A 23,922-nucleotide genomic window follows, 5' to 3' on the forward strand; every position below is an offset into this window, starting at 1 on the left:
ATCCCGGGCTGGACCAGCGAGCCGTCCCCACTGCGCGGATGGCACATCTGCCGGTGCTCCGAGTGCGGGGCCGTGCGCCTCGTACGGGCTCGAGGAAGTGGTCGATGAGCGAACCCAAGCCGCCCAGCGCCTACCTCCACGGCGACGGCCCCGAAGCGATCGTGATCGTGCCCGTACGGATCGCTGCCTGGCTCGCGACGAGAACCAACCTCTCGGCCGTCAGGATCAGCGCGCGCGGCACCGATCCTGAGGTTTACGCCGTGCTCGCCGCACTGCACCGCGGTGGGCTGCAGTGGCAGACCCAGGCCAGCGGAAGCGACCAGCGGAAGCAACCGGAAGTCCCGGCACCCTCGAAGTGGGTCAGCACCAGCACGGCCGCAGATCTCCTCGGGATCACCGATCGAGCCGTCCGCCTCGCGATCGAGGAAGACCGGCTCCCCGCCGAGTGGCACGGCCGCAGCTGGCGCATCGCCCGCACAGACGTCGAGCAATACCGAGCCGCACGACGGGCGGCCTGATACGAGAGGCACTCCCAATGGCCAGGATCCTCAGCGACAAGATCGAGAGCATCCGCCGGCGATACGCCGACAAGATCGAGAGCATCCGCAACGACCGCACCCGCACCGACGAGTGGAAGACCGCCCAGCTCGCCAAGGTCTACCTCAACATCCACTCCCTCGTGGAGCAGGCCCAGGCCCGGGCGGATGCCACGGAGCGGGAGACCCTACGGGACGCCCAGCACCGGGTGCTCGGCACGGTCGGCCTCAAGGGTGACAGCGCCTCGCTCGTCATCAGCCAGCGCGACGCGGCCGACCGAGCCGCCAACATCAAGACCGCGGACCAGGCACTCCACCTCCTCGGCCGGGCCAACGCCACCGGCGACCAGGTCCTCGCCCGGGCAATCGCAGCCGTCGCCCTGCGGAACGAGTGGGTCGAGGTGGCCAACGCGTTCCTCGCCGAGTACCCCGAGCTCAACGACCCGTTCAACCTGCTTTGGGCCAACGAGCACGGCCAGCCGTCCGGCCTCGCGCAGGAGATGTACCTCGAGTCGTCCGTCGCCTCGCTGCGACCGCGCGAGCTCGCAGGCATGGGCCTGTTCCATATTCAGCACCTCGCGAACGCGGCCGAGGACGCGGCGTGATCGCACCCCACCGGGCGACCCCCAACCGACACCCCGTAGTACCGCCGGGGAGCTCTCTCGGTGGTGCGGAGGGTTCAAAACTCTCGGTTTCCGTTACACGAAGGGCCGAATCATGCGGAGCTGGCAGACGTCGAAGGTCCGGAGAGGGGTGTGTCGGCGGTGTGGGATCCGGTTCGTCGGGTCGCTCGTCGGCCGGCCCCGCACGTGGTGCTCGGAGCGATGCCGGATCGCTGAGTGGCGTGCGTCCCGGGCGCGCGCAGTACGGAACGTGAACGTGGACAAGGAGGCCGCTCATGGCGGATAGAACGATCATCAGCCCGCAGTGGCCGGTCCGGGTGGACCAACGTGCTGGTCAAACAGCCCGGATCGACATGAGGTGATCCGCGCTCGAGAGGGCATTCCTGGTGAACCCGGAGAAGAGAGGAATTAGCAATGGCTGATCGCTCGATCGTGGTGCGTCTCCGTGCGGAAGTCGCGGACTTCAAGAGGTCGATGAAGGACGCGTCTGACAGCGTGCAGGGCGCGGTGAAGTCCACGGGCGACTTCGTGAGCAAGAACGAGCAGCACATCAACACCTTGTCCAACGGGCTGGGGATCGTCGGTCTCGGCATGGCGGGCTTCGCCACTCTGGCCGTGGCGAAGTTCGCCGAGTTTGACGCCGCGATGTCGTCGGTGCAGGCAGCGACTATGGAGTCTACGGACAGCATGGCGCTTCTTCGTGAGGCCGCGATCCAGGCCGGCGCAGACACCCAGTACAGCGCGACAGAGGCCGCTGGCGCTATCGAGGAGCTCGCGAAGGCTGGCGTGTCGACTTCTGACATCCTCGGCGGCGGTCTGACGGGCGCCCTGAACCTGGCCGCTTCGGGCGCGATCGATGTTGCGTCCGCTGCGGAGATCGCCGCGTCGGCCATGACGCAGTTCGGTCTGTCGGGCGAGGACGTGACGCACATCGCGGATCTTCTCGCGGCTGGCGCCGGGAAGGCGCAGGGTGGCGTCGAGGACCTTGGCATGGCTCTCAACCAGGCGGGCCTGGTTGCGTCCCAGACCGGCCTTTCTATCGAGGAGACGGTCGGAGGTCTGACCGCATTTGCTGCGGCTGGCCTCACGGGATCGGACGCGGGGACGTCGTTCAAGACGATGTTGCAGTCGCTGACCCCGTCCTCCAGGGAAGCGGCCAAGCTCATGGAGGAGCTCGGCATCTCTGCGTACGACTCGCAGGGGAACTTCATCGGCCTTGCCGAGTTCGCTGGCGTTCTCAAGGGCTCGCTGTCTGAACTGTCGGTCGAGCAGCAGAACGCCGCTATGAAGACGATCTTCGGAGCCGACGCGGTGCGCGCCGCGAGTGTTCTCTTCCAGGAGGGCGAAAGCGGGGTCCGTGAGTGGATCGCGGCGGTCGATGACCAGGGGTACGCGGCCGAGCAGGCCGCGATCCGGATGGACAACCTCAAGGGCGACCTCGAAGGCTTGTCCGGGTCTTTCGAGACTCTCCTCATCCGCCTCGGGGAGGGCGCGGACGGTCCTCTGCGAGGCCTTGTTCAAGGGCTCGACTCCGTTGTCGACGCGCTCGGGGGGATGTCGCCGGCGGCGCAGGGCGCTCTGCTGTCGATCGTCGGTGGAGGGGGCCTGGTCGCCCTGGGGGTTGCCGGGCTGGGCAAGCTCGCGGTCGGGGTGAACGAGGCTCGGCTGGCGTTGCAGGGCCTCAACATCTCGGCGAAGACGGCCGGCATCACTGTCGGGGTGATGGGCACCGCTCTGGGCGTGGCAGGAGTCGCACTGGCCCTGTGGGCGCAGAACGCGGCAGAGGCTCGCGCACGGACCGAGGCGCTCAAGACGACGCTAGACGAGTTCGGCGAGACGACCGAGGCGACGACCGCGTCTCTCAACGACACGCTCTCCCAGGACCAGCGCAACTGGCTCGACAAGCTTCTCGGCCGCGACCCGGTGACCGCGATTGATCTTGCGAAGCGTATGGGTCTGACGGTCAAGGACCTAACGGACTACATCGTTGGACAGGCCGACGCGATCGACCGGGTGAACGACGCCTCGACGAAGTACCTCGACTCTGGGTCCTTTCTCGAGGTCGACGACCGCATCGCGGACGTGAACCGCCTCACGAAGGTCCTAGACGACCAGGCAGCATCCCTGTCGCTGGGGCAGAAGGAACAACTCCAGAAGGCGGAAGCCGACAAGGAAGCGGGGATCGCCGCTCAAGGGGCCGCTGAGGCAGCCGCGGAGCACACAGCCGCCGTCCAAGCGGACGCCGAGGCGCTGCGGCAGTGGATCGAGGACACCGCCGCGGTCCACCAGAGCTTCATCGACCTCGGTGGTGCGTACCAGGGCGCGATCGACGCGAATCGGGCTTTCGCGAAGTCCACGGCCGAGGCCACGTCGTCGTCCGAGGACTCGTGGGAGGACTTCTACGACGGGCAGTCGGTTTCGGCGGAGGAGTACATCACTCAGCTCCAGAACCAGGTGGCAGCGCAGGAGGCTTGGGCGTCGAACATGACGAACCTGTCGTCGCGAGTGAACTCGACGATGACGGGCGACATGCAGACCGCGGCCAACGCGATGATCGACGAGCTGCTGCAACTTGGGCCCGAAGGTGCCGCGGCGGTGCAGCTGCTCAACGACATGTCCGACGCGGAGTTGGCCGAGGTCGTGTCGCTGTATCAGCGGAAGGGCGCCTCGTCGGGTGCGCAGTTCGCGGCCGAGATCAACAAGACTCGCCCGAACCCGATCCCGGTTGGTGTGAACATGGATCCGGCCTACCAGGGCGTGGACACGTTCATTGCTATCGCGTCCCAGAAGACGCTGACGATCCAGGCCAGGGTTGCGGCTGACCCGAACTTCAACCCTGCGTCGTCGCCTTACATGATCCCGCGCGCTGAGGGTGGCCCGATTCCGCTGGGACTTGGGACGCCCGGCAAGGACTCGGTGCCGGTTCTGGCGATGCCTGGTGAGCACATGCTCACGGTGGAGGACGTGGACAACCTCGGCGGTCACGCTGGGGTGTTCGCGCTGCGGCAGGCCGCGAAGTCTGGGCTGCGTGGGTTCGCTCAGGGCGGCCCGGTCGCACCGACGCCGTACATGTACCAGCAGGCAGCGTCTCCTGCGCCGTCGGCCCTGTCGTCGCAGCGCATGGACGTCTCGGCTTCGGCTTACTTCACGGACGCGCAGGTCGCCGTGCTGGCGGCTGCGTTTGCGCAGGGTGCTGCGCGGTCGTCGTCGGCGGCGTTCTCGGCGTCTGCTCGTGATCTCAAGGGGAGGCGGCGGGTGTGACGCGCGTACACCTCGACGCGGCGATCCGGGAGGCAACGCGCTTCCGAATCGACGTCGACATGTGCGTCTCACGATGGCAAACAGCGCTCCCACGAGGCGCCATCGACGCAGTACTTGCCCGGGGACCTTCGCCTCGCGCTGAGCCTCAACGCGCGGTCAACACCTGACGCTCAGGCATGGGCGGCGAGGGGGCGATCAAGGAACTGGACCGCGAACCCGAAGGCACCGGATGGGGACCTGGCATCGACCCGTTCACCTGGTTCCGACCACTCGTCGCCCCCCGCATGACGCGACCTCATGCCCCAACCCCCTGCCGAAGGGCCGGCGCATGAGGTCGCGTCAGCTTGGCCTAGAAGTAGCTCTCGCAGGCGATGCCGTCGCCGTCGCCGTCCAGGCCGAAGACGTCACCGTAGGCGGGGTAGTAGTAGTTGAACTCGGCCTGCGCTGCGGCCTGGCTCGGGTAGTCCTTGCAGTCCTTGTCCTTGGGGCGTGCCGGGACGTTCTTCACGGTCGGGTTCGGGCGACCCATAGCGGACCACTCGGCGTAGTTGATCGCCCGGTTGAGCCCGGGCCCGGCGTAGTAGATCGTCGAGGACCCGTAGTTGCGGTACACCTGGTCACCGGTGACCCGGTTGACGACCTTCGGGGTGGGGAAGCCCTCGGCCTGCCACTCGTTGTACCCCAGGCGGTAGCCCTGACCGGCGGACAGGTTCGTCATGCGCACGATCGTGGAGTCCCACGAGTACTTGATGAAGCCCTCGTTCCACCGGTCGACGTAGGGCTTGAACCCGGTGTTCTGCCACTCGTTGTACGTGAGCTTGTGGTTCACCCCGCCGTTGGGCTCCTCGATGAGGATCTCGGCCGAGGTGCCCCACTTGTACACGTAGGAGCCCTCGATCCAGCCGGCGTTGCGCGGCGCGGGCTTGCCGGCGCGCTGCCAGTCGGCGTACCCGAGCTCGTCCCACAGCCACAGGTTCGGGTCGGCCGGGTCGAAGAACGTCACCGCGTGGATCGTGGGCGCCCAGGAGTACTTCACAAAGTCCGTCGGGGCCGCCTTCGGCGTCGGGAAGCCCTCTGCGGCCCACTCGTTGTAGGTCATGGGGTAGATGCCCCCGACCGTGGAGTCGACCTTCCAGATCTCCCCGGAGTACTTCGTCAGGTAGTTCCCGTCCGGGATCCACTGTGCGCTCGCCGGAGCCGCGGCACCGACCGCGACCGTCAATCCCAGCGCCGCCGCGGCAACCGCCGCGGATGCCTGCTGCCACTTCTTCATGTGCATGACCTTTCGCGCGGGTGGAACCGCTCCCCCCGCCGCCCGCAGCATCCCCGCCCGTGCCCAGGTACGCCAGTACCTGAGACCAACCCGTAACCAGACTTCACCCGGCCCTGACGAGGGTCCTGGACACAGATCGCGGGACCCTCGTCTTCTAGGCACGCAGTTATGCGATTCGTCCAGGGAGGGACCGTGATCGAGGAACCTGTCGAACCGCGCACACCGTGGTGGAAGCGTCTGACCGTCCCGCAGAAGGTCGCCATCGGCCTGGCTGTGGTGGTGCTCGTCATCATCGTCGCCACCCTCGCGACAGCGCCCGCGCGCAACGCCGCCGCCGATCGCGAACGTGAAGAACGAGTCGCAGCTCTCGTCGCTGCCTTGAGCCCGCGTGAGGTCGTGTACGAGGTCGAAGGTGACGGCCGCTACTTCGACATGACCGCCGAGACACCGACCGGCACCACGCAGGCGTCGCCCGACCTCCCACTGCGGCTCAAGTCTGGAGGGCTCGTCACTCACGCGTTCGACCCGGGGTCGTTCGTCTACATCTCGGCACAGAGCAAGGACGGGCGCACGATCACCTGCCGCATCACGGTCGACGGACAGGTCATATCCGAGAACACCGCTACCGGGCAGTACGCCATCGCGACGTGCAAGGGCAGTGCGTAGGCCCCCCACATCCGGTGACTGTTGGTGCGTCCCGGCAGACTTCGACCGTGATCCAGTGGGGAACTGTCGGCGAGTGGGTCGGTGGCGTAGGAGCCATCATCGGTGCGGGCGTTCCGCTCATGCTCTACCTGGTCGAGCGACGGGAACGGATCGCCGCGCAGGCCGAGGCCAAGGTGCTGCGGGCAAACGAGGTCGAACGAGCCAGACAACAGCAGGCGCGGCGCATCAGCGTGTCCTTCACCTGGCGAAAGGCAGATGCCTGGCACGGCATCAACTACTTCGCCGTCCTCTCCAACGGCTCGGATCTGCCGGTCCAGAGGGCTGCGCTCGTATCGACCAGTCCAAAGGGCGATCGCATCGTCGCGCGGTGGGGTGTTGTAGGCGCTGGCACGCACGAAGCAAGTCTCTTCTGGCATGCCACCAGGACATGGCCGTACAGGCTCGTGTTCGTCGATGACAACGGCGCGTGCTGGGTTCGGCGCTCGACGGGGGAGCTCGAAGAGACTGACGCCACGGCGTTCGAGGGCATCCCCGAACTCACGTTGGACGACGTCGACGACTGACCGGTCGTTAGGATCGCCGCGTGCGCCAGCGGATCACTCCGAACAGCCTCGCGGCCGAACTCGGCGTCTCCGCGTCGATCGTGCGCCGGTGGTTGCGTGAGCATGTTGACCGCGCCGGCGAGACCGGCCCGTGGCTGATCGACGATGACCTCGCCGCTCGAGTCCGCGCCCACTTCGCTTCTACGGCCGCCGTGCGCGCTGGACGCCCCGCCGTGTGCACCGCCGACGAATGCGATCGGGCCGCGGTCGCGCGAGGGCTGTGCCGGATGCACTACAACCGGTGGGACCGGCACGGGTCGACCGAGAAGCTCGACGGCGCGGACCACCAGCGCGCGAAGACGCACTGCCCGTATGGCCACCCCTACAACGAGGACAACACGATCGTGTACCCCTCGGACGGGAGGAGGCGCTGCCGCGCGTGCCGGCGCGGAGCAGGGGAATGAGATATGCCCTGAGCGGAGGCCAGCCCCGGTGTAGCATCTGCCCGCAACGGGTGTCTCGCATCGAGGGGCCGAGGGTGAACTTCCTCAGCGTGGCTTGCACGCGCCTCTCGGAGGACGCGAGTATCGGCGCAGGTTGGTCACGGAGAGGATGCTAGTGGCTGTAATTCGAGTACCAGAACGTCACCGCGACACCCTATTGGAACTGGCCTCCCTTGACCCGGAGGCTATCGCAAACCTGCGCGTCCGATTCGACGCAAGCGCGCCGAATCGTGAGGCCCTGACAGAGGCAGTGGGCGAGATTGTCGGGGAGCCCTCTGACGCGATCGAGTCGCTTCTGGCGTTGACCTCCGTGCGACTACTTAACGACATGTCGGTGGAGCGCCTAGCAATCGAATTGTTCGACGCTCTGGGAGATCCTCGGGCCAAAGGTGACCTGCGTCCGGTCCTTTCTAGCCCTCGCTTAACTGAGAGTGCCAGGCTATACGAACTTGCATCCGCCTGGGAGCGCGGCCTGCAGGACTTCCAGGTTGTAAATGATGTGAGACCGGTGTTCGGCGACGGGTCGGCCATTGAGGGCGTAATGCTGTCCCAAAAGGCGATTCTCACGTACTACGAATCGGGGAGCAGTAAGGACATCGTGTTCGAAGTCGATCTCCGCGACTTGAAGAAATTCCAGAATCGCGCGGCGCGGGCGCTTCGCGAGGCCGAGGAAATCAAGCGTGTGATGAGCGATCGCAATCTAAAGGTGCTTACGCTCGAAGAGGAGTCCACAGAGGATGACTGAGTTAGCCACTTGGGATCGACGGACAGCGGCGCGGCCGGCGCATTGGCTAGTTCCGGATGTGCCTTCGCTCGACGAATCTGCATGGGAAGCCCCTGGGCCGCGTCGACGGGCTGGCGGGGAGACGGGTGTCAGGGACGATGCTCGCCGTCGGCGATTGAGCGATACTGCGCTGCAGATCCGGGAGCGCTTGGCTGTGTCGAAAGCGGACTGGACCCGCCTTTCAACACTGGCACTCGAACTTGATCTCCCTGAATTTTATGTAGCCGCAGCTCTTGAGAGGCTGGGGGATGACGTACGTCGACCGGTTGGTGCGCAAGAGGACGAGCAAGACTGCTTTCGGCTCTCTGCCCGCGGGCTGACCTTCGGGGAGCGTCTTCGAATTCTAAAGGCTCGGGTGGGCCGCTACCCTCTGGTGTGACGTGACGGATCTCGAGGTTTTCTTTTGGGGCGCCGGGGGCGGCTTCGTCGGTGAGGTCCTGCTTGCAAACAAGCACCGCATGGGCAAGATTCCCAAGCACTGGGGCACATACCGCTATTGGATCTTCGGCGTCGTGTGGATTGTGCTTGGCGGCCTTCTTGCCTTGATGCAGGGGCAGTTGTTGGAGCTAAATACACTCGTCGCGTTCCAACTCGGGCTCACAGCGCCACTTGGACTCACTGAACTAGCTGGTCGGCTGCCCGAGCCGTCGGTTGGCCGCAAAGAATAGCCTGGCCCTCTCGAGGGTTTCGAGTCCCCGTTGCCGTGGGCGGGCGACGTCTTGGTGGTCCGCGCCGGGGCGGTGATGGTCGATGTGAGGGTGCCACGGGCGACTCGTCGATCAGCCGAGGGTCTTCATCGTCATCACGCACTAGACCCAACCGATGCCGGGCGCGCGTTCGAAGGCGGCGTACTTTCGTGCCGTGGACGCCGTAACCGAGGAATCTCGGTTAGCGTCTAGTACGGGATCCCGTACTAGACGTCCTCGAGCGACTCCCACCACTCGATAAGGTCGGCAACCCGGATCGAGTACTTTCGTCCCATCCACTTGGCCCTGAGCGGCGGAGGGTACGACGTCGGGTCCGTCGTCCTGATTGCACGGCGTATCGTCGGCGGCGACACGCCGATGAGGCGCGCGGCCTCGTTGATCCCCACTGCGACGCGGTCCTCAGGCAGCAGCATCGACACGAAGCGAAGCCTCCCGCAAGGCGGGGCGTCGCCGCAAGGCTGTCATGACCGCGAACAAGATGCGTTTGGCAGCAGCATCTCGTTCAATCGGGTACGCGCCTCCAGCGCGAAGCACATCTGCCGACGGGGTCCACGAGACGAACGCCGTCGATCCGGCGACGTCGGGCGATGTTTCATTTGAAACATCGCGTCAGGGGAACGGCCAGGGTTCTGGCAGTTCGCGAGCGAGCACGAGACGGCGGCCAGCTGACCATCACTGAGTTCTCGGCGAAGCGCCGGGTGTCGACCTGGATTGCCGGCGCGCTCGGGACGGCGGCGTGAGGCCCGAGCGATTCTCGCGCTGCGCCTTCACGCGCACGCTCTCGAGGTACTCGTCGAGGTCGATTCGGGTGACCCGGATCGCTCGGCCGATGCGGCGGTATGGCATCTCGCCCGCCGCGATCGCCCTGCGCACCGAGTACTCGGAGATGCCGAGGATCTCAGCGGCCCGGGCGACCGTGAGTAGAAGTGGCTCCATGTGGGCATGCTCCCACCCACCGTTTACCCGGCGGAATCGATGGGATCGAACGGGAACCGACGGGAGCGCGGATGTCCGCTCGGACCTGTGTCTGCGCAGGTGAGAGGCGCTATCGGGCATCCACCGGCTATCGACGGGAAGCGTCGGCTCGTAATGAATAGGTCAAGGGTTCGATTCCCTTAGGCGGCTCCGACATCGAGGCCCTGACCAGCGGAAACGCTGGTCAGGGCTTCGTCGTTCCCCGAGGGTGGTGTGCCGTCCGCCCTCGCTCGGTGCGACGTCAGGGCCTCGACGCCGCCGCACCGACCACACCCACCTCGACGTGTCGTCAGTAGCCGACCACCTGATGCCGGACCGACGGGGCGCACCGCCGGGCATCCGCCGACTGTTCGCCTTCTGGACGGGCTGTCGTCACCGGCCGGACGCGTTCACGGTCTTGGCTCGTGCCGATGCCACCCGACGAGACGAGGCCCACGATGGTCGAGAGCCCGGTGACTCTCCGCGAGACCGACACGCCGACACGTCGCCCGACCCTTCCTCTGACGGCGCGTTCCGCACACGTTCCGCGGCCGGTGGTCGCGGCGCACGACCCGTCGGACCCGGACTACACGGCGGGGGACGTCGACGAGCTGGTGCGGTGGCAGCGCCGCGCGGCCCGGGGCGCCGCGCCGCGCACGCGCTGAGCGCTCAGCCGACGCGGCGCAGGAGCAGGATCGCGCCACCGGCGGCAGCGGCGACGAGCCCGCCGACGCCGACGACGGCCAGCGTCGGGAACTCCTCGTCCGCGGGCGGGGGAGGCGCCATGCGCTCGGCGACGGACGTCAGGGGCGTGCGCGACGGCTCCGGCCGGGGCGCCGTGGGCGTCTCGGTGGGGGTGGGCTCGACGGGGGCCTCGGTCGTCGGCTCCTGCGTCGGCTCCTCGGTGACCTCGGGCTCGGGCGCCTCCGCCGTCTCGGCGGGTGCCTCGACGACCGGTGCCGGCGCCTCGACCACCGGCGCCTCGACGGGCGCCTCCGTCGTGGGGGCGGCAGGCGGCGTCGTGGGCGTGGGCGTGGCGGCCGTGGTGCAGACGGCGGCGTCGCCGTTCCACCCCGCGAACTGCCGGTCGATGCCCGTCACCAGGACCCAGCTGATGCAGTACCCCTCGCCGTACGGTCCGCGCGCCGGGACGTCGAGCTCCAGCACGCCGTCGGCCGCGTCCTCCCGCGAGTACCGGTCGCCGAGGTTGCGCGCGTGCGACCCGTCGAGCGCCGTGACGATGTAGCCGAGCCACCCCGAGGCGTCACGCAGCCGGCTCGCGTCGAAGGACACGGTATCGACGGTGACGGTGAGGCCGCCGCCGCCGTCTCGGTCGTCCGCCTCCGCCGGGGACGCGGCGAGCGCCGCAGTGACGACCCCCAGCGTCGCGAGCGCGAGCAGTCGGCCAGCGGCGCGCATCATCACCTCCGGGTCGGCTCGGGTGTGTGCTCCGCGGCACATCGTACGCAGTCCCGGCTCGCCGCCGGAAAGCCGTCGGAAGGTCGCCGGAAGGCCTGCCACGAGCCCGGACAAATCGTTCGACGGCGACGCTCGCGCCGCCCTAGCGTGGCCGTCATGTTCGTGATGACGATGGTGCGTCGTGGCCGGGCCGGCCTCGCGACGCGAGTGGGGATGGCACCCGCTCACCGCTGAGCACGCCGCGCGCGTGGTCGACGACGCCGGCGTGCGTCCCGGTCAGCTCGTCCTCGATCTCGGGGCCGGGGACGGGGCGCTCACGCGGCCCCTCGTGGCTGCGGGCGCGCGCGTCCTCGCCGTCGAGCTGCACCCGCGGCGCGCCCGCGCCCTGCGTGAGCGCTTCGCCGGTGCGGACGTGACGGTCCTGGAGATCGACCTCGCCGACCTGCGCCTGCCGCGGCGTCCGTTCCGCGTCGTCGCGAACCCGCCGTTCGGGTTGACGTCGCCCCTGCTCGCCCGCGTGCTCGCGCGGGGCTCCGCGCTCGTGGCGGCGGACGTCGTCGTGCAGCGGCAGGCCGCGCGGCGCATCGCCGCGGGCGAGGGCACGGCGGGGCGGGCCGCACGGGGCTGGGCGGTCGAGGTCGGCCGAACCGTGCCGCGCTCGGCGTTCCGGCCGCCGCCGCGCGTCGACGCGGCGGTGCTCCGCGTCCGGCGCGGGCGGCGCTGAGGCACCTCTACGCGCTCGGTCGGGTACCGAGCGTCGCGAGCCACGCGACGAGCGCCTCGCACACCGCCGCGTCCTGGCCCTTGAGGTCGTGCGCGCCCGGCAGCTCGACGCGCGTGACCGGGCCGGGGATCGCGGCAGTGTGCTCGGCGAGCTCGTCGGGCGTCGCGAACGGGTCGGTGAGCCCCGACACGAGGAGCACGGGCACGCGGAGGTCGGGGAAGTGGTCGGTGCGCAGGCGCTCGGGCTTGCCCGGTGGGTGCAGGGGGTAGCTGACGAGCGCGAGCCCGGCCGTGGGCAGCCCCTCGGCCACGGCCATCGAGCACATGCGGCCGCCGTACGAGCGGCCGCCGAGCACGAGGCGGTCCGTCGTGGTGCCGAGCTCGGCGGCGAACGCCTCGGCCTCGGCGCGCACGTGGGCGATCGCGATCGGCGGCCGGTCCGGCATCCGCCTGCCCGCGGTCCGGTACGGGAAGTCGACGCGGCGCACGGGCACGGGCGGGTCGAGCGCGGCGAGCGCGTCGTCGATCGCGACGAGCGCGCGGTGGTCGCGGCTCGCGCCGGCTCCCGGCGTGAGCAGGACGCCGGCGACGGGCCGGTCGTCGAGGTTCGGCGTGGTCACCGCCCCAGTCTCGCAGCGCGCAAGCCGTGGTCGCGGTCGGAAGCGGCGTCGAGGCCCGGGTCACCGGGAGGCGAGCCGCGCCGGGTCGAGGTCGATGCGGCGCAGGAGCTGCGCGTTGAGCGCCACGATGACCGTCGAGGCGGACATGAGGATCGCGCCCACCGCCATCGGCATGACGAACCCGACCGGGGCGAGCACGCCCGCCGCGAGCGGCACCGCCGCGATGTTGTAGCCCGCGGCCCACCACAGGTTCTGCTGCATCTTGCGGTACGAGGCGTGCGACAGCTCGATGATCGACAGCACGGCGCGCGGGTCGGAGCCCGCGAGGATGACGCCGGCCGACGCGATGGCGACGTCCGTCCCGGCGCCGATCGCGATGCCGACGTCCGCCTGCGCGAGCGCCGGGGCGTCGTTGACGCCGTCGCCGACCATCGCGACGACGCGGCCGTCGTGCTGGAGCTCCGCGACCTTCGCGTCCTTGTCCTCGGGGCGCACGCCCGCGAACACCTGGTCGATGCCCAGCTCGCGGCCGACCGCCCGAGCCACTGGCTCGGCGTCGCCCGTGATCATGACGACCTCGATGCCGCGCCGGTGCAGCGCGTCGACGGCCTCGCGCGACTCGGGGCGGATCGCGTCCGCGAGGGCGAACGCGCCCACGACCTCGCCGGTCGCGGGCTCGTGCCCCGCCACGGGCGCGACCACCACGTGCAGGACGGTCGCGCCGTCGTGGGCCCAGGCGTCGGCGTCGGGCAGGGGGTCGAGGTTGCGCTCGCGCAGGAGCGCGGGCCCGCCGACCGCGACGCGCCGCGCGCCGTGCGGCGTGGGCACCGTCGCCTCGACCCCGACCGCGGTGAGCGACCGGAAGTCGGTCGCCTGCGGGACGTCGAGGCCGTGCCCGCTGCGCTCCTCCGCCGCTCGCACGATCGCGCGCGCGAGCGGGTGCTGGCTGTCGGCCTCGGCCGCAGCGGCGAGCGCGAGGAGCTCGTCCTCGGTCGTGCCGCCCGCGGTCGCGAGGTGGGCCACGACCGGCTCGCCCGCGGTGAGCGTCCCCGTCTTGTCGAACAGGACCGTGTCCACCGTGCGCATGCGCTCGAGCGCGAGGCGGTCCTTGACCAGGACGCCGGCCTTCGCGGCGCGCTCGGTCGACAGCGAGACGACGAGCGGGATCGCGAGCCCCAGCGCGTGGGGGCACGCGATGACGAGCACGGTGATCGCGCGGATCAGCGCCTGCTCGGGCGTGCCGAAGAGGAGCCACAGGGCGATCGTCAGGGCTGCCGCGCCGAGCGCGTACCAGAACAGCCAGCCGGCGGCGCGGTCGGCGAGGCGCTGCGTCTTGGTCGAGGACGCCTGGGCGTCGGCGACGAGCCGCTGGATGCCCGCGAGCGCGGTGTCCTCGCCGACGGCCGTGATCCGCACGCGCAGCGCGTCGTCCGTCGCGACGGTCCCGGCGACGACGGCGTCCCCGACGGTGCGGCGCACGGGCCGCGACTCGCCGGTGATCATCGACTCGTCGACGTCCGCGGACCCCGACGCGACCTCGCCGTCCGCGGGCACGCGCCCGCCCGGCCGGACGACGACGAGGTCGCCCACGCGCAGGTCGGTCGGCGCGACGGTCGTGACCGACCCGTCGTCCGCCACCCGCTCCGCCTCGTCCGGGAGGAGCGCGGCGAGCGAGTCGAGCGCCGACGCCGTCTGGGCGAGCGAGCGAATCTCGAGCCAGTGGCCGAGCAGCATGATGACGACGAGGAGCGCGAGCTCCCACCACACGTCGAGCTCGTGCGCGAGCAGCCCCAGGCTCGCCCCGAGCGAGGACACGAACGCGACCGTGATCGCGAGCGAGATGAGCGTCATCATCCCGGGCTTGCGCCCGCGGAGCTCGCTCACCGCGCCCGTGAGGAACGGGCGTCCGCCCCAGAAGTAGACGACCGTGCCGAGCACGGGGGAGACCCAGGGCAGCCACGCGGCGTCGGGCAGGTCGTAGCCGAGGAGCATCGCGAACATCGGGCTCAGCACGACGGTCGGCACCGCGAGGACGAGCATGACCCAGAACAGGCGGCGGAACCGCGCGACGTGGTCGTCGTGCCCGCCGTGGCCCGCGTGGCCGGACATGTCGTGACCGGCGTGGCCGGACACGTCGTGTCCCGCACGGCCGGACACGATGTGACTGGCGTGGCCGGACGCGTCGTGGTCCGCGTGGTCCGACATGCCGTGGCCGGCGTGGTCGTCGTGCGCGTGGTCCTCCGTCGCGACCGACCGGGCCGCGTCGTGCTCGTGGCCCTCGTGCTGAGCGGCGTCGTGCGGGTGCGACGCGTGGCGCGTGTCGTCCGTGCCGTCGCCGTGCTCCCTGCGGTGGTCCACCCTTCCTCCTCCCGATACCCCTACGGGGTATCCATCCGTCTCGATCATGCCCCCGCGTACCCGTCTCGTCAACCCCTCCGGAGGGGCCGGCCCCGGACGCACGACAGCCCGTGCGCGGATCGGCGGGAGGGTGCCGAGCCGCGCACGGGCTGTGTCCGGCGGACCGGGGGCGTGGCCCCGGTCCGCCCGGTTCAGGCGCCGGTCAGGTGCGGGAGGACGTGGCGGGCGTAGCGGTCGGCCACGGTCGCGACGACGCGGCGCGGGTCGTCGTCCCAGATCTCCTGGTGGAAGATCTCGGTCTCGACGTCGCCGGCGTACCCGGCCTCGGCGACCCACCGGGTGATGGTCGCGAAGTCGACGTACCCGTCACCCACGTAGCCGCGCGAGAGCAGGGGGTCGGCGGCGAGCGGCAGGATCCAGTCGCACACCTGGTAGCCCGCGATCCGTCCCTCGGCGCCGGCGCGCGCGACGCTCGACCGCAGGTCGGGGTCCCACCACACGTGGTAGGTGTCCACGACCACGCCGACGACCGCCGGGTCGAACGGCGCGGCGAGGTCGAGCGCCTGGCCGAGGGTCGAGAGCACCGCGCGGTCCGCCGCGAAGATCGGGTGCAGCGCCTCGAGCACGAGCCGCACGCCGTGCTCCGCGGCGAACGGGGCGAGTTCCGCGAGCCGGTCGGCCACACGCCGGCGCGCAGCGACGACGTCGCGGTCGGCCTGGCCGGCGTCGGGCCGCGGACCCTGCCCGGGCGAGGCGTTCGCGGGGAGCCCGCCGACGACGAGCACGAGCTCGCGCGTGCCGACGGTCGCCGCCTCCTCGATGGCGCGCCGGTTGTCGTCGAGCGCCGCGGCGACGTCGTCCGCGCCTGTCGCGGTGAGGAACCCGCCCCGGCACAGCGACGACACGCGCAGCCCGGCATCCGCGACGACCTTGGCGGCCCGCTCGGCGCCGATCTCCTGGACGCGGTCGCGCCACAGCCCGACGGCGCCGTACCCCGCCTCGGCGGCGAGCGTCACCGACTCCTCGAGCGTCGCGCGCTTGACCGTCGCGGTGTTGAGCGAGCAGCGCGAGAGGTCGGGCTCGGCCGTCGCCCCGTCGGTCACGACGCTGCCCCGTTCGCCTCGAGGAACGCGCGCGTGCGGCGCGCGGCGAGGTCGGGGTCGAGCAGGAGCCCGGCCCGGTCGGCCAGGCGGACGAGCGCGACGAGGTGCGCGACCGAACGCCCCGACTGCAGGCCGCCGACCATCTGGAAGGCGGGCTGCGTGCCGTTGAGCCAGGACAGGAACGCGATCCCCGTCTTGTAGTAGTACGTCGGCGCGGCGAACACGTGGCGCCCCAGAGCCTCGGTCGACGCGAGGATCGCGTGCGCGCGGTCGGGGTGGCCGGCGTCGAGCGCCCCCAGCGCGGTGGACGCGGCCGGGTAGATCGCCGCGAAGATGCCGAGCAACGCGTCCGAGTGCGCGCGGCCGTCGCCGACCACGAGCTCCGGATAGTTGAAGTCGTCGCCCGTGTAGAGGCGCACGGGGCCCCCTGCGGCGGCGTCGAGCCCCGCGAGGCGGGCCCGCAGGTCCTTCTCGTGGGCGGCGTCGAGCAGCGACACCTTGACGCCGTCGACGCGGCCCTGGTGGGCACGGACCAGGTCGACGAACACGTCGGTGGCCGCGGCGACGTCGTCGCCCGTGCCCCAGTACCCGGCGAGCGCGGGGTCGAACATCGTGCCGAGCCAGTGCAGGATCACGGGCGCCTCGGCCTCGGCGAGCACGGCGTCGTAGACGCGCGCGTACTCCTCGGGCGAGCGGGCGACGCGGGCGAGCGCGCGCGACGCCATGACGATCACCTGGGCGCCCGCGTCCTGGACCACGCTCACCTGCTCGCGGTAGGCGTCGGTGACGGCGGCGAGCGCGGCGGGGTCGCCCGGCTCCCAGCCCGCGACGACCGCGGGGTCGAGCTGGTCCGTGCCTGCGCCGCACGCGACGCGTCCGCCGACGGTCCGCGCCTCGGTCGCCGAGCGCCGCACGAGCTCCTGGGTCGCGGCCCAGTCGAGGCCCATGCCGCGCTGCGCGGTGTCCATCGCGTCGGCGACGCCGAGCCCGTGCTCCCAGAGCCGGTGGCGGTAGGCGAGCGTCGTGTCCCAGTCGACGGCGGCCGGCGCGCCGGGCACGTTCTCCGCGCCCACCTGCGGCACGACGTGCGCGGCCGCGAAGGCGACGCGCGAGCGGAACGGCGCGGCCGGCGTCGTCCACGGGCCGGGGACGAGCAGCTCGCGCACCTCCGTCCCGGCGACGCGGCCGTCGTCGGCGAAGCGGGGCAGGCGCACGACCGCGCCGCTGCCGTCCCGGTCGCGCAGCTCGCGCGCGCCGGGAGCCTCGGTCGTCGGCGCGGTCACAGCACGATCTCCGGCACGTCGAGGCGGCGGCCCTCGGCCGACGAGCGGAGCCCCAGCTCGGCGAGCTGGACGCCGCGCGCCGCGGAGAGCAGGTCGTAGCGGTGCGGGCGGCCGGCGGCGACGTCGCGCAGGAACTCCTCCCACTGGGCCTTGAAGCCGTTGTCGAGGTCGGCGTTCGCGGGGACCTCGAGCCACTGGTCGCGGAACGGCTCGGTGACGGGCAGGTCGGGGTTCCACACGGGCTTGGGGGTGTGGGCGCGCTGCTGGGCGACGCACCTGCGCAGCCCGGCGACGGCGGAGCCGTGCGTGCCGTCCACCTGGAACTCGACGAGCTCGTCGCGGTAGACGCGCACGGCCCAGGAGGAGTTGATCTGCGCGACGACGGGGTCGCCGCTCGGCGTCTCGACCTCGAAGATCCCGTACGCGGCGTCGTCGGCGGTCGCGGCGTACTCCGTGCCCTGCTCGTCCCAACGGGTCGGGATGTGGGTCGTGGTCTGCGCGGTGACGGTCTTGACCGACCCGAGGATGCCCTCGAGCACGTAGTTCCAGTGGCAGAACATGTCGGTCGTCATCCCGCCGCCGTCCTCGGCGCGGTAGTTCCACGACGGGCGCTGCGCGGCCTGGTGGTCGCCCTCGAACACCCAGTAGCCGAACTCGCCGCGCAGGGACAGGATGCGACCGAAGAAGCCCTCGTCGACGAGGCGGCGGAGCTTGACGAGGCCGGGCAGGTACAGCTTGTCGTGCACGACGCCGGCGGTCACGCCGGTCTCCTCGCGCAGCCGGGCGAGGTCGATCGCCTCGGCGAGCGTCTCTGCCGTCGGCTTCTCGGTGTACACGTGCTTGCCGGCCTGCATCGCCTTGGTGAGCGTCTTGGCGCGCAGCGCGGTCATCGAGGCGTCGAAGACGACGTCGGTCGCGGGGTCGACGATCGTGCCGTCGAGGTCCGTGGTCCAGTGCTCGACGTCGTGCCGTGCGGCGAGCTCGCGGAGCTTCGTCTCGTTGCGCCCGACGAGCACCGGCTCGACCTGGAGTCGCGTGCCGTCGGGGAGCTCGACGCCGCCCTGCTCGCGGATCGGCAGGATCGAGCGGACGAGGTGCTGGCGGTACCCCATGCGGCCGGTCACGCCGTTCATGGCGATCCGCAGGGTTCGGGTGGTGGTCATCGATCGGCTCCGTCGTCGGTCGGGCGTCCGGCGCCTGGCCGAACGCGGAATGCGCTTTCCGCGAGCGTAGGGGAACCGTTTTCTCGCGTCAACAGGGTGCGTCAGAGCCGGGGCGTGGACTCGCGGAGCACGACCTCGCCGCGGATCTCGACCCGCGGGGGCTCGGAGTCGGCGTCGGGCGGCGCGAGCGCCAGCGCGAGGGCCTGCTCCCCGACCTGCGCGAGCGGGATGCGCACCGTCGTGAGGCCGGGCGTGACGTCGCGCAGGGTCACGATGTCGTCGAAGCCCGCCACGGCGACGTCCTCGGGGACGCGCAGCCGCGCCTCGCGTGCCGCGGCCATCGCCCCGACCGCCATGACGTCGTTCACCGCGAAGACGGCGACGGGCGGGGTGCCCGCGGACCGGCGTGCCGGGCCGACGCGGTCGAGCAGCTCGCGCATCCCGCCGTGGCCGCCGTCGCGCGTGAACGCGCACTCGACGACCGCCTCCGGAGCGACGGGAGAGCCCAGGGTGGCCAGCGCCTCGGTGAAGCCGCGTGCCCGGTCCAGGGCGGTGCGGTGGCCGGCCGGGCCCGCGAGCACGCCGAACGCGCGGTAGCCCAGGCCGTGCAGGGCCCGCGCGAGGTCCGCGGCGCCGTCGGCGTTGGCGATCTCCACCGCGGGCAGGTCGCCGAGCGGCTGGCCCACGAGCGAGACCCCGCCCCCCGACGCGCGGTAGCGCTCGAGCGCGCCGCGCAGCGCGCCGTCGGCGTCCTCCGCGAGCCGCCCGCCGCCCAGCACGACCGCTCGCGCGCGCTGGCGGTCCATGAGCTCGACGAACGCGCGCTCGCGCTCGGGCGAGTGCCGCGTGCTCGTGAGCGTGACGATGAGCCCGTCGCGGTCGGCCGCGTCGGCGACACCCGCCGCGAGGGAGGAGAAGTACGGGTCCGCGATGTCGTGCACCACGAGGCCCACGCTCGTCGTGCGGCCGCGCGCCATGGCCTGGGCGCTCGGGTCCGGCGAGTAGCCGAGCCGGCGGGCGGACGCGAGCACTCGTTCCCGGAGGTCGGGGCGCACCGTGCGGTTCGCGCTCCCGTTGATCGCGCGGGAGGCGGTCGCGAGGGAGACGCCGGCGTCGCGCGCGACCTCGCTCAGAGTGGGTCCGGGCACGGACCCAGGCTAGCGGGACCGCTCCCGCAGCCCGGGTGGGCCGCGCCCGGAGCGGTTACGTTCGACGAGACCGGCACCCACCGCACGGCCGACGAGCCGCAGGAGGAACCCCATGACGTCTCACGGTGCAGCACCCAGGCCCGGCACGACGGCGCTCCTCGCCCGGGCGCTCGCGCTCGGCGTCGCCGCGGGGTCGCGCAGCAGCCTCGGTGTCGCGGCGCCCGTGCTCGCGGGGTGGGTCGCGGGCGGGTCGCGGGACGGGTCCGGCGGGCCCGGCCTCCTCGCGCGCGCCGGCGCCGCCGCCGGGGTCGTGGGAGAGATGGTCGGCGACAAGCTGCCGCAGACGCCGAGCCGGCTCGCCGGGCCCGGACCCGTGTTCCGGCTGGGGAGCGGCGCGGTCGGCGGGGTCCTCCTCGCCCGGCGCCGCACGGGTCCCGCGGGCCTCGTCGCCGCCGCGGCGGCCGGTGCCGCGGGCGCGGCCGTCGGGACGTGGGGCGGCGCGGCGTGGCGACGCCTCGCCGTCGGGTCGCGCCCCGACTGGCCCGGCGCGGTCGCGGAGGACGCCGTCGCGCTCACTCTCGCGGCGTGGGCCGTGCGGCGCTGACGACCCGCAGAACCCGGGGTCGCCGCGCACGGTCGAGCCCGACCCGAGAACCCGGGCTCGGCGCGACCGAGATCGTGCGCCGTCGCTCAGGCGTCCGGGATGCTCGTCACCGTCGTGAGCAGGAACGCGGAGTCCTCGATGGCTCCCACGGCGTGCCGCTCGTGCGTGAGGACGCGCAGCTCTCCCGCGCCCAGCTCGACGTCGCCCTCGCCGAGCGCGGTGACGCGCACGCGGCCGCGCAGCACCTGGATCGACGCGGCGGGCGGCGAGTTGTGCTCACCGAGCTCGACGCCCGCGCGCAGCGCGAGGATCGTCTGACGCAGGGGACCGTCGTGCAGCACGACCTCGGCGCTGCGCCCGTTCGGGGCGGTCCGCGCGTTCGTGAGGTGCGCGTCGGTGAGAAGGTCGACGTTCGTCATCGGGGCTCCGACCTGTCGGGAAGCTCCATCATGCCGCGCAAGCCGTCGTGGTGCCCGTCCCGGCGCGTGGTGAGGACGGCCGCCCGGGCGTGTGGTGGTGATTCGGGGCGGCGTCGGGAAGAGTGACGGTCATGCAGGTCGTCTCCGGGTTCTTCATCGGCCTCGTCGGCTTCGCCCTCACCGTCGTCATGCTCCTGCTCCTCGCGGCGACTGCGCGGCGCGTCATGGGGGCGTCGGTCGGTTGGATCCGCTCCGCGGTGGTGGCCTTCGCCATGCTCTCCGTGGCGTCGTGGGTGCTCACGAACGGCCTGCTCGACGCCGGCTGGTCGCGCGCGGACGGGACGCTCACCGTCGCGCCCGGCGTCGCGCTCGTGGCGGTCGTCCTCGCGTTCGCGTGGGCGTTCGTGCTGGGGCTGTGCGTGCTGCTCGTGCTCGAGCTGCTGGTCCCCACGGGGTCGGTGCCCGGGCCGTGGCGCGCGCTGCGCGGCCTGCGGCAGGGGCGTCGCGAGACCCGGCGGTACGCGCAGATCCTCGCGATCGGCGTCCGGCACGGCCTCGGCGGGGCGCTCACGCGCGGGGCACGGCAGCCCGACGGGTCGCGGCTGTCGCGCACCGACCAGCGCCGCCAGGCCGCCGCGCTGCGCAACGCCCTGAGCGACGCGGGCGTGACGTTCGTGAAGTTCGGCCAGGTCCTCTCGACGCGGCGCGACCTGCTCCCGGGCGCGTTCGCCGACGCACTGTCAACCCTCCAGAGCGAGGTCCCGCCCGCGCCCTGGTCGCAGGTCGAGGCGGCCGTCGACGCTGCGCTCGGTCGCCCCGTCGACGAGGCGTTCGCCGAGTTCTCGCCCGAGCCGCTCGCGTCGGCGTCGGTCGGGCAGGTGCACGCGGCACGGCTGCTCGACGGGCGGGACGTCGTGGTCAAGGTCCAGCGCCCCGGCGCACGGGCGCAGGTCGAGACGGACCTCGCGATCCTCGGGCGGCTGGCGCGCCGCATCGAGCGCGACACCGCGTGGGGGAGGTCGCTCGGTGTCGTCGACCTCGCCGACGGCTTCGCGGCGTCGCTGCGCGAGGAGCTCGACTACACGGTCGAGCTGGAGAACACGCTCGCGCTGCGCGCGGCGCTCGCGCGAGGTGCGGAGGGAGACCGGCCTCTGCACGGCGAGGGCGGGGCCGCCCTGGGCGCGGGGCCGCGCGTCCGCGTCCCGGAGGTCTACCCCGAGCTCTCCGGCACGACCCTGCTCGTCATGGAACGGCTCGACGGTGTCCCCGTCGGCCGCGCGGGCGACGTCCTCGCGGGCCTGGACGGCGCCGTGCGCGCCGACCTCGCGTCCCGGCTCCTCACCGCGACGCTCGAGCAGGTGCTCGTCGCGGGCACGTTCCACGCCGACCTGCACCCGGGCAACGTGCTCGTCACCGACGACGGTCGGCTCGGCCTGCTCGACATGGGCTCCGTCGGGCGCCTCGGCGAGCCCGAGCGCCTGGCGCTCGCGGCCGTGCTGCTCGCGGTCGACGCCGACGACGCCGTCGCCGCGACCGACGCCCTGCTCGAGCTGCTCGACGCCCCGGCCGACCTCGACGTGCGCCGCCTGGAGCGCGCCGTCGGGCAGGTGATCGTGCGGTTCCGCGGCGCCGGTGCGAGCGGCGCGATGTTCACCGCGCTGTTCCGGCTCGTCACCGACGCCGGGCTCGCCGTGCCGTCGCAGGTCGCCGCCGCGTTCCGCACGTTCACGTCGCTCGAAGGGACGCTGCGCCTGATCGACCCCGGGTTCGACCTCGTGGCCGGGGCCCGCGCGACCGCCCAGCCGCTCGTGCGCCGCGTCGCCACGCCCGAGGGCCTGCGCGAGCGCGCGACGAGCCTCTTCCTCGGCCTGGCACCCGAGCTCGAACGGCTCCCGCGTCGCCTCGCCAAGATCACGAGCGACGTCGAGGCCGGGCGGCTCACCGTCAACGTGCGGTCGTTCGCGCACCCCGAGGACCGCGCGTTCCTCACGGGACTCGTGCAGCAGGTCGTGTCCACCGTCATCGCTGCCGCGGCCGTCGTGGCGGCGGTCGTGCTGGTCTCCGCGGACTCCGGCCCCGAGCTCGCCGAGGGCCTGCGCCTCTTCGCCGTCCTCGGAGCGGCGCTCGGGTTCGTCGGCACCGTGCTCGCCGTCCGCGTCCTCGTCTTCGCGTTCCGGGGTACGGCGGTACGTCGGGAGTGACCTCAGGAGTCGTGCGCGCCCGAGGGGTGCGTCGCGTCCGGGGGCCGGACGACCGTGACCGGGCAGTGCGCGTACTCGACCGCGTGCCGGCTCACCGACCCGAGCAGCAGCCGGTCGAACCCGCCGACCCCGCGGTTGCCGAGCACGAGCCGCTCCGCGTGCGACGACGCCTCGATGACCCCCTTCGCGGCGTGCACGTGCTTCACGCTGCGCACGAGGCGCTCGTCGGGCAGGTCGATCCCCGCGGCCTCGAGCGCGGCGTCGAGCTTCTGGGAGGCGAACTTCTCGTAGTCGTCGATCGGCGGCGTCCACCCCCACGAGTCGGGGAGCGGCGCGAGCGACACGATCTGCCAGCAGAACAGGACCTCGAGCGTCGCTCCGGTGCGCCGCGCGACGTCCGCGCCGTGCCGTAGCGCCTGGACCGACGTCGACGATCCGTCGACCCCGACCACGACGGGCCGCGCGTGGTCGTGGCGCATGTCGGGCGTGCCGCGCACCACCGTCACGGGGACGGTCGCGTGCTGCACGACGGCGGTCGGCACCGACCCGAGGACCATGCGCCCCAGGCGTCCCCGGCCGCAGCGCCCGACGACGAGCAGGTCGGCGTGGTCGTCGTCGCCCGGGTCGGGCCGCACGTCGTCCTGCACGGGCTGGGAGGTGCCGGGCTGGGCGAGGGCGAGGAGGACCGCCGCGGGGCTGCCGCGCTCGGCGACCGCCGCCGTCGGCACCGCGCCCGGTGCGAGCCCCGTGCGCGCGTGCGCGGCGTCCAGCCACTCCTGGACCAGCGCCCGCTTCTCCTCGGCTACCAGGTCCGGGCCTCCGCCCGAGGCCTGACGGGACTCGAACGCGAGCGCGGCCGTCAGCGGCACGCCCCGGTCCGCCGCCTCGCGCAGCGCCCAGTCGAGCGCGCCACCGGACTCCTCCGAACCGTCCACACCGACGATCACGCCGCGCATCCTGCCACCTCCGCCCGGTCGGCCGACCGCGTGCGCCGTCGGCGTGCTGTCCCGGCGCCGTCGCCGGCAACCGGTG

Annotated in this window: 23 protein-coding genes; 11 read left to right on the plus strand and 12 right to left on the minus strand. The window is 71.9% G+C overall.

Annotation, left to right across the window (positions count from 1 at the left end; genetic code table 11):
• Positions 1-104 precede the first annotated feature (104 nt).
• The 3 genes from JN535_RS04730 to JN535_RS04740 all read left to right on the plus strand — a co-directional run bounded on the left by JN535_RS04730 (position 105) and on the right by JN535_RS04740 (position 4,420).
• Complete coding sequence (locus tag JN535_RS04730; protein ID WP_205202705.1) at positions 105-518, plus strand: helix-turn-helix domain-containing protein; 414 nt, start codon at positions 105-107, stop codon at positions 516-518.
• 17 nt (positions 519-535) lie between these two features.
• Positions 536-1,141 carry a hypothetical protein gene (locus JN535_RS04735; protein WP_205202707.1) on the plus strand — a complete coding sequence of 202 codons (606 nt, stop codon included), beginning with the start codon at positions 536-538 and terminating at the stop codon, positions 1,139-1,141.
• A gap of 432 nt (positions 1,142-1,573) precedes the next feature.
• Entirely contained in the window at positions 1,574-4,420 is a 2,847-nt protein-coding gene (locus tag JN535_RS04740; RefSeq protein WP_205202714.1) for a phage tail tape measure protein, read from the plus strand.
• Positions 4,421-4,769: 349 nt separating this feature from the next.
• On the opposite strand, the gene JN535_RS04745 is transcribed toward JN535_RS04740, so the two are convergent.
• Positions 4,770-5,693: an excalibur calcium-binding domain-containing protein gene (locus tag JN535_RS04745; protein ID WP_240200440.1), complete on the minus strand. Its 924-nt coding sequence runs from the start codon at positions 5,691-5,693 to the stop codon at positions 4,770-4,772.
• A 192-nt stretch (positions 5,694-5,885) separates the two neighbouring features.
• Between JN535_RS04745 and JN535_RS04750 the strand changes: the two genes are divergently transcribed.
• From JN535_RS04750 to JN535_RS04770, 5 genes are all read left to right on the plus strand, one after another.
• A complete protein-coding gene (locus tag JN535_RS04750; protein ID WP_307868212.1) occupies positions 5,886-6,359 on the plus strand; it encodes an MmpS family transport accessory protein in 474 nt (157 codons plus the stop codon).
• A 47-nt stretch (positions 6,360-6,406) separates the two neighbouring features.
• Complete coding sequence (locus JN535_RS04755; RefSeq protein ID WP_205202720.1) at positions 6,407-6,922, plus strand: hypothetical protein; 516 nt, start codon at positions 6,407-6,409, stop codon at positions 6,920-6,922.
• 20 nt (positions 6,923-6,942) lie between these two features.
• Positions 6,943-7,365 (plus strand): hypothetical protein, encoded by a 423-nt coding sequence (locus tag JN535_RS04760; RefSeq protein WP_205202721.1) that lies wholly within the window; start codon positions 6,943-6,945, stop codon positions 7,363-7,365.
• A gap of 154 nt (positions 7,366-7,519) precedes the next feature.
• A complete protein-coding gene (locus JN535_RS04765; protein ID WP_205202723.1) occupies positions 7,520-8,149 on the plus strand; it encodes a hypothetical protein in 630 nt (209 codons plus the stop codon).
• 419 nt (positions 8,150-8,568) lie between these two features.
• Complete coding sequence (locus JN535_RS04770) at positions 8,569-8,856, plus strand: hypothetical protein (RefSeq protein WP_205202725.1); 288 nt, start codon at positions 8,569-8,571, stop codon at positions 8,854-8,856.
• 245 nt (positions 8,857-9,101) lie between these two features.
• Here the strand turns inward: JN535_RS04770 and JN535_RS04775 are convergent, their stop codons facing one another.
• The 3 genes from JN535_RS04775 to JN535_RS04785 form a co-directional block, all read right to left on the minus strand.
• Positions 9,102-9,314 carry a helix-turn-helix domain-containing protein gene (locus JN535_RS04775; protein WP_205202727.1) on the minus strand — a complete coding sequence of 71 codons (213 nt, stop codon included), beginning with the start codon at positions 9,312-9,314 and terminating at the stop codon, positions 9,102-9,104.
• Positions 9,315-9,567: 253 nt separating this feature from the next.
• On the minus strand, positions 9,568-9,951 hold the full coding sequence (locus JN535_RS21690; protein ID WP_374100474.1) for a helix-turn-helix domain-containing protein: 384 nt from the start codon (positions 9,949-9,951) through the stop codon (positions 9,568-9,570).
• 567 nt (positions 9,952-10,518) lie between these two features.
• The gene (locus JN535_RS04785; RefSeq protein ID WP_205202731.1) at positions 10,519-11,268 is read right to left on the minus strand and encodes a hypothetical protein; all 750 of its coding nucleotides are present in this window, start codon (positions 11,266-11,268) and stop codon (positions 10,519-10,521) included.
• Between the two features lie 181 nt (positions 11,269-11,449).
• On the opposite strand from JN535_RS04785, the gene JN535_RS04790 reads away from it, so the two are divergent.
• Positions 11,450-11,992, plus strand: a complete 543-nt coding sequence (locus JN535_RS04790; protein ID WP_205202733.1) for an rRNA adenine N(6)-methyltransferase family protein — start codon at positions 11,450-11,452, stop codon at positions 11,990-11,992.
• A 7-nt stretch (positions 11,993-11,999) separates the two neighbouring features.
• On the opposite strand, the gene JN535_RS04795 is transcribed toward JN535_RS04790, so the two are convergent.
• The 6 genes from JN535_RS04795 to JN535_RS04820 form a co-directional block, all read right to left on the minus strand.
• Complete coding sequence (locus JN535_RS04795) at positions 12,000-12,611, minus strand: alpha/beta hydrolase family protein (protein WP_205202735.1); 612 nt, start codon at positions 12,609-12,611, stop codon at positions 12,000-12,002.
• A 60-nt stretch (positions 12,612-12,671) separates the two neighbouring features.
• A complete protein-coding gene (locus JN535_RS04800; protein WP_374100475.1) occupies positions 12,672-14,969 on the minus strand; it encodes a heavy metal translocating P-type ATPase in 2,298 nt (765 codons plus the stop codon).
• 191 nt (positions 14,970-15,160) lie between these two features.
• A complete protein-coding gene (locus tag JN535_RS04805) occupies positions 15,161-16,072 on the minus strand; it encodes a sugar phosphate isomerase/epimerase family protein (RefSeq protein WP_205202739.1) in 912 nt (303 codons plus the stop codon).
• Positions 16,069-17,280 (minus strand): dihydrodipicolinate synthase family protein, encoded by a 1,212-nt coding sequence (locus JN535_RS04810; protein WP_205203142.1) that lies wholly within the window; start codon positions 17,278-17,280, stop codon positions 16,069-16,071. Before JN535_RS04810 ends, JN535_RS04805 begins: the two co-directional genes overlap by 4 nt.
• Positions 17,281-17,351: 71 nt before the next feature.
• Entirely contained in the window at positions 17,352-18,518 is a 1,167-nt protein-coding gene (locus JN535_RS04815) for a Gfo/Idh/MocA family protein (protein ID WP_205202741.1), read from the minus strand.
• Positions 18,519-18,619: 101 nt separating this feature from the next.
• Positions 18,620-19,666, minus strand: a complete 1,047-nt coding sequence (locus JN535_RS04820; protein WP_205202743.1) for a LacI family DNA-binding transcriptional regulator — start codon at positions 19,664-19,666, stop codon at positions 18,620-18,622.
• Between the two features lie 112 nt (positions 19,667-19,778).
• Between JN535_RS04820 and JN535_RS04825 the strand changes: the two genes are divergently transcribed.
• On the plus strand, positions 19,779-20,270 hold the full coding sequence (locus tag JN535_RS04825) for a hypothetical protein (RefSeq protein WP_205202745.1): 492 nt from the start codon (positions 19,779-19,781) through the stop codon (positions 20,268-20,270).
• 86 nt (positions 20,271-20,356) lie between these two features.
• Here JN535_RS04825 and JN535_RS04830 read toward each other — a convergent pair whose 3' ends face one another.
• Positions 20,357-20,689: a cupin gene (locus JN535_RS04830; RefSeq protein WP_205202747.1), complete on the minus strand. Its 333-nt coding sequence runs from the start codon at positions 20,687-20,689 to the stop codon at positions 20,357-20,359.
• Positions 20,690-20,820: 131 nt separating this feature from the next.
• Between JN535_RS04830 and JN535_RS04835 the strand changes: the two genes are divergently transcribed.
• Positions 20,821-22,890 (plus strand): ABC1 kinase family protein, encoded by a 2,070-nt coding sequence (locus JN535_RS04835; RefSeq protein ID WP_205202749.1) that lies wholly within the window; start codon positions 20,821-20,823, stop codon positions 22,888-22,890.
• Between the two features lie 2 nt (positions 22,891-22,892).
• On the opposite strand, the gene JN535_RS04840 is transcribed toward JN535_RS04835, so the two are convergent.
• Complete coding sequence (locus tag JN535_RS04840) at positions 22,893-23,846, minus strand: universal stress protein (RefSeq protein ID WP_205202750.1); 954 nt, start codon at positions 23,844-23,846, stop codon at positions 22,893-22,895.
• Positions 23,847-23,922: the final 76 nt, after the last annotated feature.

Origin of the sequence: Cellulosimicrobium cellulans (assembly GCF_016921195.1) — a bacterium.
Taxonomy (GTDB): Bacteria; Actinomycetota; Actinomycetes; order Actinomycetales; family Cellulomonadaceae; genus Cellulosimicrobium; species Cellulosimicrobium cellulans_F.

Bases quoted from the DNA above. Each gene is read 5' to 3' on its own strand.
- JN535_RS04830 (WP_205202747.1), bottom strand. From the start codon at position 20,689: ATGACGAACGTCGACCTTCTCACCGACGCGCACCTCACGAACGCGCGG.
- JN535_RS04735 (WP_205202707.1), top strand. From the start codon at position 536: ATGGCCAGGATCCTCAGCGACAAGATCGAGAGCATCCGCCGGCGATAC.
- JN535_RS04730 (WP_205202705.1), top strand. From the start codon at position 105: ATGAGCGAACCCAAGCCGCCCAGCGCCTACCTCCACGGCGACGGCCCC.
- JN535_RS04825 (WP_205202745.1), top strand. From the start codon at position 19,779: ATGACGTCTCACGGTGCAGCACCCAGGCCCGGCACGACGGCGCTCCTC.
- JN535_RS04740 (WP_205202714.1), top strand. From the start codon at position 1,574: ATGGCTGATCGCTCGATCGTGGTGCGTCTCCGTGCGGAAGTCGCGGAC.
- JN535_RS04745 (WP_240200440.1), bottom strand. From the start codon at position 5,693: ATGAAGAAGTGGCAGCAGGCATCCGCGGCGGTTGCCGCGGCGGCGCTG.
- JN535_RS04840 (WP_205202750.1), bottom strand. From the start codon at position 23,846: ATGCGCGGCGTGATCGTCGGTGTGGACGGTTCGGAGGAGTCCGGTGGC.
- JN535_RS04815 (WP_205202741.1), bottom strand. From the start codon at position 18,518: ATGACCACCACCCGAACCCTGCGGATCGCCATGAACGGCGTGACCGGC.
- JN535_RS04785 (WP_205202731.1), bottom strand. From the start codon at position 11,268: ATGCGCGCCGCTGGCCGACTGCTCGCGCTCGCGACGCTGGGGGTCGTC.
- JN535_RS21690 (WP_374100474.1), bottom strand. From the start codon at position 9,951: ATGCCCGATAGCGCCTCTCACCTGCGCAGACACAGGTCCGAGCGGACA.
- JN535_RS04835 (WP_205202749.1), top strand. From the start codon at position 20,821: ATGCAGGTCGTCTCCGGGTTCTTCATCGGCCTCGTCGGCTTCGCCCTC.